Consider the following 12,359-nt stretch of genomic DNA (forward strand, 5'->3'; position numbering starts at 1 on the left):
ATTACTTGCTGATTACTTCTTTACCTTTGTAAGTACCGCATGCTTTACATACACGGTGAGCTAATTTCGCTTCACCACAGCTTGGGCACTCTACCATACCAGGTACTGATAATTTGAAATGCGTACGACGCTTTCTTTTTACTGTTTTAGAAGTTCTTCTAAAAGGTACAGCCATTCTTCCCACCTCCTTAAAAGAAATAGTTATTTTCATATGAAGGCCTGAACCAGTCTTCCGATTATTTGTCAAAAAACTTCGCAAGTCCTGCTAACCTTGGATCAACAGGCTTTTCTTTGCTTTCTTCCGAAATCACTTGCCAGTCTTGACCTTGCGTTGGTGCTCCACCGGAAACATCATCACTGAAAATTTGCATTGGAATCTCCAAAAGTATATTTTCCTTGATTATTGGGAGTAAGTCAAGTACTTCTCCTTCTAAGTAATGGATTTCCGCTTCCGTTTCATACTCTTCTTCTGAAGTTTGGAACACCTCAGTTGTTTTAATGTCAAATGGTAATGTTACATCTACTAAAGAGCGAGAACATGGTAAAACCATGCTTCCAGTTATATGTAGATGAAACGTAAACTTACTGGAGCCAAAATCAACTCTACCTGTTACATGGACAGGATTAATTTCTCGAATTTCTTTCTCGACTTCTTTTAGCTCACTTACATCTACCATCTCATCCAATGCCAATCCTTTATGTCTCAATTTGTTTAATTGATGGATGGACCATTTCATATCATATCACCTCAAGGCAACAAACAAAATTATAGCTAGCCATTTTATATTTGTCAATGTTTTTTCTTTACACTATAATGAAGTCATTATAGGAAATAATATATAGATTATCATGTTTTTAGAAAAGATGCTACATCGAAAGGAGAGATTATCATAAAGGCAAGCGGTATTATTGTTGAATATAACCCCTTTCATAACGGTCATGCTTATCATGTGCAACAAACAAAAAAGTTAACACAGTCCGACATTACAATCGCTGTCATGAGCGGATCATTTTTACAACGTGGTGAACCAGCTCTCTTATCAAAATGGTTCCGAACCAAGATGGCTCTAGCCGGTGGTATAGATCTTGTTGTTGAACTCCCTTATACATTCGCAACACAAAAAGCCGAAACATTTGCTAACGGTGCTATTTCTATTTTAGATGCCCTTGGCGTTTCTGAAATTTGCTTCGGCAGTGAGGATGGAGAGGTTCAAAACTTCTATAATACCATTTCTTTACGCCAAAAGGAAAAAGATACTTTCAATCAACTTGTGCAGCAATTTATGGATGCTGGAAACAGCTATGCCAAAGCAACTTCTCAAGCCTTCTCACACATCTTATCGGACGTCAATACTGTTGATATGTCCCAGCCAAATAATATATTAGGCTTACATTACATTGAAGCGATTCTTTCTCAGAAAAGTTCCATTCATGCACATACCATTGAAAGGTTCGCATCTCATTACCATGACGAAACCTTTCAAGATAACCATATTGCAAGTGCGACTAGCATTCGCAAACAATTATTTAGTGAAAATGATTCATTCACAACCATTTATCCATTTGTACCCAATTGTACCGCATCTTTTTTAGAAAGCTATAAACAAACGTATCATACACTGCATTGTTGGGAGGAGTATTTCCCATTTTTTAAATATAGACTTTTGACAATGTCTTCCAAGGATTTACAACATATATATGAGGTAGAGGAAGGATTGGAGCATCGTATTTTATCAAAAATACATAATACCTCTTCATTTCTTACTTTCATGGAGGCATTAAAAACAAAACGTTATACATGGACTAGATTACAACGGGTATGTACACATATTTTAACAAATACAACAAAAGAAGAAATGGAAAAGGCACATATACAGCAACATGCACCATATATCCGTTTACTTGGTATGTCACAAAAAGGACAAACTTATATTTCGAAACACAAAAAAAATCTAGGACTCCCGCTTCTTACTCATACGAAAACATTTCAACATCCCGTTCTAGATATAGAGCGCAAAGCAAATGCTGTTTATTTTTCAGTGCTACAAGAACCTTTACGTACAAAATGTATACAAAAGGATATAACTCAGCATCCTATTCGGTATGATGAAACAACGAATAATTTTTTATAAAAAAACCTCTCTAGGGCGAGAGGTTTACTTTTTTTCTGACATTTTTTCTAAATATGCTAGCGCATCATCTAATGTATCTACTGGTACAATTTTCATCTTTGTTTTTATATCTTTCGCTGCTTCAAGCGCTTCTTTATAATTCGATTTCTTTGCCCCTTTTTCATTTGGAGCAAAGAATATTTCTGCACCCGCATCACTAGCAGCTACAACTTTTTGTTGAATACCACCAATCGGACCAACTTCTCCCTTTTCATTAATGGTTCCCGTTCCAGCAATCTCATGACCTTTTGTCATATCCTCTTCAGTCAATTGATTATAGATTTCCAATGTAAACATTAATCCTGCTGATGGTCCCCCAATTTCATGTGAATCAATTTTCACCCTTGGATCTACTACTAAGTCCCTTTCAGTAACAATGGAAACTCCAATACCAACACGTCCCTTGCCATCAGGAATTTGTTTTAGCGTTAGTTTTTCTGTAGAACGTTTCCCCCCACGAATATACTCAATATTTACTACATCCCCTTCTTTTTTACCTGACATATATGCAATAAATTGGTCTATCGCTTCAAAAGGCTGACCGTCAACAGCGACAATTATATCCCCAAGTTTTAATTTCCCTTCAGCGGACATATTTTTCGCAATCCCAGCAACTAAAACCCCTTTGTTTTGAAAGGAAACTGAACGATTTGCTCGCTTATACGCATTATAAATGGCTGCGTTTTGAGAATCTTTCATTGCATACGCTTGGCGGAATTGATATTCTTCATCACTCTCACCTTTTTGCAAAATCTCCTCTGCTTTAGAAATGTGATTATATTTATTAAATTGGGCAGCTATTAGATTTACAACATTCGCAGGCCCCATCGAAACGGTCACGAGCATAAAATCACCTGACTCTTTCTTCCCACCATCAACTTGTACATATGGTTCTAATTTCGCCGCCATACCTGGTTTTGTTACATAATATGGTAGACGTACATAGACAAGCAACATTGCTAATATAACGCCAATTAAAATTGCATATATAAAACGAAAACGCTTAAACATTATTTTTCTCCTTCCACTGCTCAATTAATAAGTAAATTTTCTGAATGTGTTTTTCGGCCTCTTCTTCTCCAACTCGAATAATGTCTTCGATATTGGTAAAAGCACGAGAACTAAACTGTTCTACTGCCGGGCGCATCATTAAGTCTGAAGCAATTTGCCGATTAACAACAAGTTCATGCTGCATAATCTCAATACTCTGCATGATAACATCATAAATGGATGTAACTTCTCCGTTCACCTTAATAGGAGATACATCTACAGCAATTACAATATCAGCTCCTAAGTCTTTAACAACGGATACAGGGATGCGATCAATCACTCCGCCATCCACTAATAAACGACCATCTATTTTTTCAGGTACAAACACTCCTGGCACAGAAATACTCGCCCTCACCGCATCAGCAATAGAACCGCTTGTAAATACAACTTTTTCCCCCTTTAAAATGTCAGTGGCCACAACTGCAGTTGGGATATCTAACTCTTCTAAATTTTTATTATATGTAAACATTTTAATCATATCTTTTACCCGTTTTCCAGAAATAAATCCCATTTTCGGTACAGTAAAATCCAAATAGTATTTTCGTTTAAATAATGTGGCCATTCGATAGAGTCTCTCCACGTTGCAACTCGCTGCATAAAATGTCCCAATTAACGCCCCCATACTACTTCCAGCAATCATATGAATGGGAATATTCGCCTCTCGTAACACTTTAATCACCCCGACATGCGCAAAGCCTTTCGCACCTCCAGATCCAAGAGCTAAGCCTATTTTTGGTTCATTCATTTCTCTCACCCTTTAAATTTTTTCATCCTCTTTTTCATACTTATGGTCTAAATTCACCATGTATCCACGTATACTGAAATGAACGTTTTTTGGGACAAAGGGGGCTACGTTAAAATGTATGAAAAATGGAAAACAGCTTTTCTCACCATAACGATGATATTTCTAACATTTTCTCTCGTACTTCACCCCCAAGCCGCTTTGCAATCTTCTATTCGCGGATTAAATATATGGTGGGAAGTTGTCTTTCCTTCACTACTACCTTTTTTTATCGTTGCGGAGCTTTTAATTAGTATAGGTGTTGTAAAGTTTATCGGTATTATATTAGAACCGCTTATGCGCCCGCTCTTTCGTGTGCCTGGTATTGGCGGATTTGTTTGGGCAATGGGAATGGCCTCCGGCTTCCCTGCGGGCGCCAAATTAAGCGCAAGACTCCGGAAAAGTAATCAGCTAACGCAAATAGAAGCGGAACGACTCGTATCATTTACCAACTCTTCAAATCCATTATTTATTTTTGGAGCTGTTTCTATTGGCTTTTTTAACAATCCTAAATTAGGTTTCATACTAGCTGCTGCACATTATGTTAGCAACCTTACTGTCGGATTACTTATGCGTTTTTATGGAAACAACAATACTTACATACAAGAAAAACAATCCATTCAAAAACGTCCCTTACAACACGCTTTTTCAATTCTCCACGAGACGCGTTTACAAGAGAACAGACCAATTGGAAAACTACTTGGTGATGCTATTATCTCCTCTATTCAAACTTTACTCATGATTGGTGGATTTATTATTTTATTCTCCGTTTTAAATAAAATGATTACTGTCTTCCAACTCACGGCAGCACTAGCTTTTATTATGCAACATATTTTAAAATTCTTCCAACTGTCACCACACTTTAGCATTCCCATCCTATCAGGACTTTTTGAAATGACACTAGGTAGCCAAATGATCAGCCAAACCAATCAGACTACAATTCTTGAACAAGCAATGGTAACGAGCTTTATCCTTGCATTTAGCGGCCTTTCTATCCAAGCTCAGGTAGCGAGTATTTTAGCCGAAACTGATATTCGCTTTAAACCCTATTTCTTTGCAAGAATTATCCAAAGTATTCTCGCCCCAATTTACACTTTTATATTTTGGGTACCACTTTATGAAAAATTACATTCTTTTTCACCAAATCAACAAGATATCCCTGTTTTTTTATCAAACCATGCTTCTATTCTTGCAAAGACTTGGGAAATATTGCTTCGCTACGGTCCTACTTTTACACTATTTTGTTTATATCTATATGTTATTTTATTATTCTTACGCATAATAAACAAAGAAAAACCCCGTTCATCTTAACGGGGTTTGAAACTTTTCTTTTAAAGCGTGCTCTACAACAGAAGGAACAAGGCCAGCTACATTTCCACCATAACGAGCCACTTCCTTCACAATGCTCGAACTTAAAAATGAATATTGATTATTTGTCATAATAAAAAAGGTTTCAATATTTTCGTCTAACTTACGATTCATCGATGTAATTTGCATCTCATATTCAAAATCAGAAACTGCACGTAAACCACGTAAAATTGCGTTTGCATTACGCATTTTTGCATATTCAACTAACAGTCCGCTATGCGAATCAACTTTTACGTTTGGAATATCTTTTGTTGCTTCTCGAATTAGCTCTAGGCGCTCTTCTACTGAAAAGAACGGTTTCTTGGAAGAATTGTTTAAAACGACAACATATACTTCGTCAAACACCTTTGCGCCTCTTTTAATAATATCCAAATGCCCAAGAGTTATCGGATCAAAACTCCCTGAAGAAATTGCTATGCTTGTCATTCGGTCCCCTCACCTTCATGCTTATAAATAGAAATCGCTGTCATACCATAATTTTCTGCTCTTACCTTTACAAGTCCCCCTATTGCTTCCGGTAAGACTACATCATCCCCATGTTCTGCCATAATCAATCCATCTTCGTTCAATAATCCGTGTTGGTCCATAACACTAATTAATGAAATGATTTTTTGATCTTTGTATGGTGGATCTAGCAGTATGAGATCAAATGATAGTTCACGTTTAATTAACGCCTTCAAAGCGCGCTCTGCATCATTTCTATACACTTCAGCTTGGTCATGTACTCTACAGCTTTCTAAATTTTGATGAATAACCTTCACCGCTTTATTATCCCGATCAACAAAAATGGCTTTGTCAACCCCTCTGCTAAGCGCTTCAATCCCAAGCCCTCCGCTACCTCCAAACAAATCGAGGGCAATTCCTCCTTCGAAATAAGGACCAATCATATTAAAGATGGCTTCTTTTACCTTATCTGTTGTCGGTCGCGTTGTATTACCTGGCACAGCCTTAAGCGGATGCCCTTTACATTTTCCAGAAACTACTCTCATTTGCTGTCACTACCTTTATTTCAATCTATCGAGCGATTATTACAAACGCATATTCGTTTGGTTAACCGCTATCAAACCTCACTGTTTTTTGGGTGTTTTTCCATTAAAGGATAAACAAATCCGCTATCTATTAAAAGAAAAACTAATTTATTTCGTTAAAAAAGTCATCATTACATGATAACTTTCCAGTATCCCTTATGTATATTCATCTCGCTATTGGCGAGTCAGATCCCTCTCTACTAACGCAAGTTTCACTTTATCTTTTTTATCCTATCATAAAATAAAAAAAAGAAAAATACAAAGCCTACGATAAATTTTAAATTCATTATGTATATCTTCATTTAGATTGGACATAAATAAATATAACAACATCACCTTCGATGTTGTTGCCAACCGCGGAGAAGACTTACGTTTCCCCATAAGTTCTTCCTCCGGTTTCTCCTCTCCCTTTGCCTTCTTACTAGTACATACTAGTATAAGAAGGGCCCTGCTTTGCAGGGTTTTTTTTCTTTGTCTGCTTTTCATTTTAAAAACGAAGTGATACAGTAAAAGAAAGAGGAGGAAATAATATGATTCAACGTTTTATTGAACTAGGAGAAGGCTACTCCGATTTATATGAATTACTTGAGATTGCAAAGACAAATAAAGATCGTGTATCACATATGTTACAATTTGAAACCTTAAAAAATGATAAAAAAGTATGCTCACTTGTTGTTGTTCTTAAACCTACAACGGTTGGGAATTTCCAACCGCTATATATATGCCGCGAAGGGATTCCTATACTTGAAGGTACAAAAAGTAAACGAATCGTTTTATTCGAGGAAACAGCGGAACAAATCGAAAAAAACGTTACTTCTTTTACTGTAAAACCTTCTACAATTTTCCCAGAAAAAGAATTATATTTTAATCACCTTATCGGTATTTTACGAATGAATCATTTCATTCCTCCAATGCAATAGCAATTTATACTCATTGTATTTTTATTAAAATAAAGAAACCCCCACCAAAATAGTGGGGGTCTTTCTCTTTAACTATAGTCGTATTCTTTCGCGCGATCCGGACGTGAATTTTCAAATTCCGTTTTAAGAAATGGGCGATATGACTGCTCAATTTTTTTCACAAAAGGAAGTTTATTTAGCTTTTGTATCATATGCTCTATTTGTTCCATATCACAATATACAACTGCATATTTCAAACGCTTTGATATGTAATGAATATTACCATATTTCCTTAAAATCTTGGCATGTTTCAATGAATGTAAATAAACAATCATACTTTGTCGTTGCCCGAACATAATCTTCTCCATCTTCTCCTTTTATATACTCATATTCTTGTATCTTATAAACATCAATCAGAAATTTGTGAAATTATAGTACATTGTTAAACGAATTCTGTATACGTTTTCTTCCATATTCTAAAAAACGGGGCACATCACCCCGTTTTTTTACAACCACAACTTCCACCAGAGCCACAACCGCCTCCGCATCCACCTGCATCAAAAAACGGATTTCCAGTAGGAACTTTAATAGCAGATGATACTTCGGAACCAATCGCTACACTGACTTCATCTAATAGTTTTTGCAAAGCATTTTCCGCTTTTTTAAAAGCAGCTATCTTTTCATGCAAATCTACAGAACGTTTTAATTCTCGCATATTTTTCGAAACGAAAGTATAATCAGGATGATATTTTCCAAAGCGTTGCACTTCTTCATATCGCTCTTTCATTGCTGTAAATTGACTAATTAATGTTTGAGCTTCCAAATCTTCCTGTAACGCCTTATAACATTCTCGATAACCCTTTGCTATATCTGAACAGACAATCGCTTTTGCAAGCTGTTCTGCCTCGTCTAATATCATTACGCTTTCAAGCGTCGCTACAATCATGAGAGACACCTCCGAGTATCCATCATAACACATTTAAAACAGAACTACTAATTTGAATATCCCATCTGAATATAAAGTAAAAAGTCCGATTACCGAAAACCATCATCCGTCATAATTTCTTATACGCAAATATGCTCCGCGATATTATATCGTAGCACGTCCCAGCTTCCATTTTCCTCTTTTACATAACTAATGCAGGCATTTTTCAATGGAGTTTTAAATGTAATTTCATCAGGGGAGATTGCATTTAAAATTGCTTTTATCGCATGTGAATGTGCAACGATAATAACGCGCTTACCTGCATGTACTTGCGCAACATCTTGCAATGCAGAAAAGCAACGATTTACAATCTCTTCATCTGTCTCCATACCTTCTACATTTCCCTCTGCAATCAGCTCTCTAACTGTGGAAACGGGTTTCCCTGAAGCTTCGCCAAAATTCCGTTCAACAAACCGCTCATCAAGAAGAATAGAATGTATTCCAACAGCGTTACTAATCATCTGAGCTGTTTCCTGCGCTCTAATTAAGGGACTGCTGATAATCACATCCCATGTGTCCAATTGCAACGCAGCTGCACTTTGACTTGCTTGCTTTTTCCCAACTTCATTAAGTGGAATGTCTTCACGCCCTTGAATAATCTCTTGAAAATTCCAATCAGTTTGTCCATGTCGTACTAAACAAATTTCCGTCATGCTATAACTCCTTTTTTCAATAATCCTTTTCTATTGTAACAAAAGTTTCGCATGACGGACATAGTTTTCCCATCCAATTACGTTGCATTTTGCTGCTTCATATATTGAAACATGTCAATCATAATAGAAGCAACCGCCAATTGATTTTGAAATTTTGCAACTTTGTCCGGGATTGTCTTTTTATAATACTGTAAAGCAGCTAATTCAAATGCCTCCTTTTCCTCCGGATTACGTGATAATTTTCGATACCAATGGGGTTGTTCACGAATATAACGCCCTAAATCTTCATCAGCTTTTATAAATTCCATAAGCTCTGCCCTCATCCTCTTTCCTCCTAATCTTTTCGAAAGAAAAATGGATTGTTTTCAGAAGTTCTTTGCTCAGGTTGTGTACGATTCCCTTGAAATTGCTGAATAACCTGTTGCACACTCCCAATAGCACTCGTTACATTAGCTAGATGTTGCTGCATTTGCTCTGCATCTAATTTTTTTAAAAAAGAAAGCATTTGTCCCATCAAATCGACGGCTTTTTCATCATTGTTTTCTTGAGCTGGAGAAGAAATCGTTTCTCCATCTGCTTTATACACCTTCCACATTTCATCTTGTTCTCCAAGTAAATACCATTCCTCATAAAATTGTTGCCATGTTTTTTGACCATTTCGAACTTCATGAACCATTTTAGGGTGATGGTTTACAAACTCTTTAAACTGTTGAACAGAAGGATGTAACGGTCCTTTTGTTTTTGTCATAATCCTCACCTCTTCAGATGTATCTACTATATTGTAAGAAAAAAAAGGCGCATGGTTCGCCTATTTTTAAACGATTCATGCACCTTTTCCTATTTTCTAATGAAATTTTGAGTATAAAATTTATCGAAGACTCCAACACCTAGTCCAGTAAATTGTTCATTTAGCAAGTTTTTCCGATGTCCTTCACTATTCAACCAACCTTGTACTGCAGCGATCCCATCAGTATGCTGTGCTGCTATATTTTCACCTGCAAGTTGAAATGCGACTTGACCACGTTGTAATCGATCTCCTAAAGTCCCAAATTCCGGCGAATCATGCGAAAAATAATTATTCTCTTTCATATCCTTGCTATGCCCAAAAGCCACTTCAGCTGTTTGTTGATCCCATGTTAGTAACGGTAGTTGATGACGACTACGAATAATATTCGTCAAATCTAGAATTTGTTGCATATTGCCATGTTCTATTTGTGTCATTTTCTCTGGAGTAATTGGCTGCTCCGCCCCTAACTCTCCAGAATAAACAAGCTGATACGGCCTTTGTCGAAGCAATGTCTCATCATCCATATACCGAATTCCGACAAGTTTATGTGTGAATCGGTCAAAGTATAACTGCGCCCAACCATCTTCTTCTATCGAAACAAGTGGTTGTTCTGCAATTTCAGTATCAGATAATTCAAATTGGTAGCTGTTTCTTCCTTTTTTCAAAGAAATTTCATGTGAGAATGGATTTTTTTTATAGACATCTTCATATTTTTCATCCATACGAAATGGAACTACATCCACTTTATTACCAGCAACATAAGCTGTTACAATTTTATGTTCTGCAACACCAAACTGCACATATTGTGATAAATCTTGATTATAAATCCACCATTCGTAACCATACGCAGAAGGTTCGATTCGAGCTGGCTCACCCCATTTTGCTAATAAACTTTCCGAATCCCCTCCTATTAATTGGGAGATTGTCTCTGGAAATCCTTCTTTTATCTGTTTCTTTTTCTTAACAATCTTATGTTCCTGCTTAGAATGAGATGGCTGTAATATATATTGCGAAACGAGTAATTTCCCGTATAAATCAATAGCTAAAATAAAAACCGTAATCATTACGATACGTAATAATTTCTTCAAACAATATACCTCCTGGTCAAACATAAAATTGAGATATACACAAATGCCTGTCTTCTCTTTTGTGTGTACCGCACTATTTTCACTATATCATATTTAAATAAAAAAAGCCGTGATTCTCCCTTTTCTCTCAATACGAATTGCGATTTCTCATTATTCATACTATTATAAAATTAAAGGTTTTCAAATAAAGATGAGGAGGTATTCCATGCAATTTACAAATTCAAAACTTATAGGGGCGACCATTGATTTTACACTGCTCACGGAAGTTATGCAAAATCAACGTTTTGTACTTGCTGGACAGTGGGACTATGAGCGGGTTACATATGACTATAAATTTGAAATATTGAAGGATGTATATTATTTACGGATACAAGGCTTTGCGGTAGAAGGGGAAATCGGAGGACGCCATGCACAAGTTAAATTACTTCCACCATTGTTAGGAAAACATTACTATCCACATGGCGTTGAATATGGTGAAAATGAAGTTTTCCCTGCAAACGTAATCCAAAAAAGCGAACAACTCTTGCAAAATATTGAAAAAAAACTAAAGGAATTTGCAGTTATAGAATAGTAAAGAAGGTGTATCCATGTGATACACCTTCTTTATTTTGGTTGCAAATAAGGAGGCACTTTCTGTAGTTGCTCCTCATCTTTTTTACGTTCTTTACGTGCCCATTTAAAAAACACATAGCCAATAATTGTACCATACACTATTTCCTGGACAATTTTCATAATGATACCGCCTGTTTGTTGATCTTGCACAATCGGCATCCAATGTAAAAATTCTGGTCCGGTTATGTTTAAATCACTCAATGTTCCTGCAGGTACACAGAGCTCCATCGCTTTCATCCACGCACTCGGATCCGTATATGTAGCAAACAACGATTCACTAGCAAATATGATTAGCGCACAAGCTGGTGTCAATAATACACCGTTCGCAAACATGTACCCAATTTTCTTTATTTCACTTAATGTTTGATACTCCGGTAATGGATTTAGCATAGGCCACCACATCATCATTGCTGTAAAAAATAAAACAGCAAGAAAAATAGGATGAGCAACTTGATTTTGCTTTACAGCATCAAAAACAACAGGCAAATGATAAATAGAAAATAATCCATTAAATACAAACAGAGCAATAAGCGGTTTTGTAAACATAATCAATATCACTTGGATAAAACGGAAAGAGGTAATATATGTGTATAACCAAACTGGAATCCCTAATAACAATAATGGTGGTACAGCGATGTACATCACTGCCATTTCAAACATATGTGCACTAAATACAATATGTCCAAGTAAATCAATAGGCCCACCTTTTACAAGATACAACAGGATAATCCCAGTCGTAAAATAAAACATTTGCTTTTTATTTACCTTTTCTGCATTATCGAACCGATTTCTATACGGCCCGATAATAAGAAAGTAACAGATAAGGATAGACACCATAAAAAGTAAAAAGATCGGGCTCCATAAAGCTTGAAAACCAAATATCCATAAGTTGCCCATTTTACACCCACCCTTTCAATATGAACTCCTTACCCTCATA

Annotated in this window: 17 protein-coding genes; 4 read left to right on the forward strand and 13 right to left on the reverse strand. The window is 36.3% G+C overall.

What is annotated here, in order from left to right; genetic code table 11:
* Position 1: 1 nt before the first annotated feature.
* Positions 2-175, reverse strand: coding sequence for a 50S ribosomal protein L32 (gene rpmF, locus C564_RS0106245; RefSeq protein WP_001984764.1), 174 nt, complete (start codon positions 173-175; stop codon positions 2-4).
* Between the two features lie 61 nt (positions 176-236).
* A complete protein-coding gene (locus tag C564_RS0106250) occupies positions 237-737 on the reverse strand; it encodes a YceD family protein (protein WP_018764762.1) in 501 nt (166 codons plus the stop codon).
* 153 nt (positions 738-890) lie between these two features.
* On the opposite strand from C564_RS0106250, the gene C564_RS0106255 reads away from it, so the two are divergent.
* Positions 891-2,132, forward strand: coding sequence for a nucleotidyltransferase (locus C564_RS0106255; protein WP_081621450.1), 1,242 nt, complete (start codon positions 891-893; stop codon positions 2,130-2,132).
* Positions 2,133-2,156: 24 nt separating this feature from the next.
* Here the strand turns inward: C564_RS0106255 and C564_RS0106260 are convergent, their stop codons facing one another.
* Entirely contained in the window at positions 2,157-3,182 is a 1,026-nt protein-coding gene (locus C564_RS0106260) for a SepM family pheromone-processing serine protease (protein WP_018764764.1), read from the reverse strand.
* On the reverse strand, positions 3,175-3,966 hold the full coding sequence (locus C564_RS0106265; RefSeq protein WP_016116047.1) for a patatin-like phospholipase family protein: 792 nt from the start codon (positions 3,964-3,966) through the stop codon (positions 3,175-3,177). The genes C564_RS0106260 and C564_RS0106265 overlap by 8 nt, the downstream gene beginning before the upstream one ends.
* A gap of 114 nt (positions 3,967-4,080) precedes the next feature.
* On the opposite strand from C564_RS0106265, the gene ylbJ reads away from it, so the two are divergent.
* Positions 4,081-5,313: a sporulation integral membrane protein YlbJ gene (gene ylbJ, locus C564_RS0106270; RefSeq protein ID WP_006095788.1), complete on the forward strand. Its 1,233-nt coding sequence runs from the start codon at positions 4,081-4,083 to the stop codon at positions 5,311-5,313.
* On the opposite strand, the gene coaD is transcribed toward ylbJ, so the two are convergent.
* Positions 5,305-5,796 (reverse strand): pantetheine-phosphate adenylyltransferase, encoded by a 492-nt coding sequence (gene coaD / locus C564_RS0106275; protein ID WP_018764765.1) that lies wholly within the window; start codon positions 5,794-5,796, stop codon positions 5,305-5,307. The genes ylbJ and coaD overlap by 9 nt on opposite strands.
* Positions 5,793-6,359: a 16S rRNA (guanine(966)-N(2))-methyltransferase RsmD gene (gene rsmD, locus C564_RS0106280; protein ID WP_003199738.1), complete on the reverse strand. Its 567-nt coding sequence runs from the start codon at positions 6,357-6,359 to the stop codon at positions 5,793-5,795. The genes coaD and rsmD overlap by 4 nt, the downstream gene beginning before the upstream one ends.
* Positions 6,360-6,928: 569 nt before the next feature.
* Here rsmD and C564_RS0106285 point away from each other — a divergent pair.
* Positions 6,929-7,318, forward strand: coding sequence for a DUF7147 family protein (locus C564_RS0106285; RefSeq protein WP_018764766.1), 390 nt, complete (start codon positions 6,929-6,931; stop codon positions 7,316-7,318).
* 68 nt (positions 7,319-7,386) lie between these two features.
* Here the strand turns inward: C564_RS0106285 and C564_RS0106290 are convergent, their stop codons facing one another.
* From C564_RS0106290 to C564_RS0106315, 6 genes are all read right to left on the reverse strand, one after another.
* Positions 7,387-7,653 (reverse strand): YlbG family protein, encoded by a 267-nt coding sequence (locus tag C564_RS0106290; protein ID WP_016116052.1) that lies wholly within the window; start codon positions 7,651-7,653, stop codon positions 7,387-7,389.
* A 137-nt stretch (positions 7,654-7,790) separates the two neighbouring features.
* Entirely contained in the window at positions 7,791-8,243 is a 453-nt protein-coding gene (locus C564_RS0106295; protein ID WP_003199733.1) for a YlbF family regulator, read from the reverse strand.
* Between the two features lie 119 nt (positions 8,244-8,362).
* On the reverse strand, positions 8,363-8,935 hold the full coding sequence (locus C564_RS0106300; protein ID WP_018764767.1) for a histidine phosphatase family protein: 573 nt from the start codon (positions 8,933-8,935) through the stop codon (positions 8,363-8,365).
* Positions 8,936-9,012: 77 nt separating this feature from the next.
* Positions 9,013-9,258 (reverse strand): YlbE-like family protein, encoded by a 246-nt coding sequence (locus C564_RS0106305; RefSeq protein WP_006095792.1) that lies wholly within the window; start codon positions 9,256-9,258, stop codon positions 9,013-9,015.
* A gap of 11 nt (positions 9,259-9,269) precedes the next feature.
* Positions 9,270-9,683 carry a YlbD family protein gene (locus tag C564_RS0106310; protein ID WP_006095793.1) on the reverse strand — a complete coding sequence of 138 codons (414 nt, stop codon included), beginning with the start codon at positions 9,681-9,683 and terminating at the stop codon, positions 9,270-9,272.
* An 89-nt stretch (positions 9,684-9,772) separates the two neighbouring features.
* Positions 9,773-10,810: a CAP domain-containing protein gene (locus tag C564_RS0106315; protein WP_018764768.1), complete on the reverse strand. Its 1,038-nt coding sequence runs from the start codon at positions 10,808-10,810 to the stop codon at positions 9,773-9,775.
* A gap of 205 nt (positions 10,811-11,015) precedes the next feature.
* Here C564_RS0106315 and C564_RS0106320 point away from each other — a divergent pair, with 205 nt between their 5' ends.
* Positions 11,016-11,381 (forward strand): YugN family protein, encoded by a 366-nt coding sequence (locus C564_RS0106320; protein WP_018764769.1) that lies wholly within the window; start codon positions 11,016-11,018, stop codon positions 11,379-11,381.
* Between the two features lie 32 nt (positions 11,382-11,413).
* Here C564_RS0106320 and ctaG read toward each other — a convergent pair whose 3' ends face one another.
* Complete coding sequence (gene ctaG, locus C564_RS0106325; RefSeq protein ID WP_006095795.1) at positions 11,414-12,319, reverse strand: cytochrome c oxidase assembly factor CtaG; 906 nt, start codon at positions 12,317-12,319, stop codon at positions 11,414-11,416.
* Positions 12,320-12,359: the final 40 nt, after the last annotated feature.

The sequence above is a fragment of the Bacillus sp. 105MF genome (genome assembly GCF_000374885.1).
Classification (GTDB): domain Bacteria; phylum Bacillota; class Bacilli; order Bacillales; family Bacillaceae_G; genus Bacillus_A; species Bacillus_A pseudomycoides.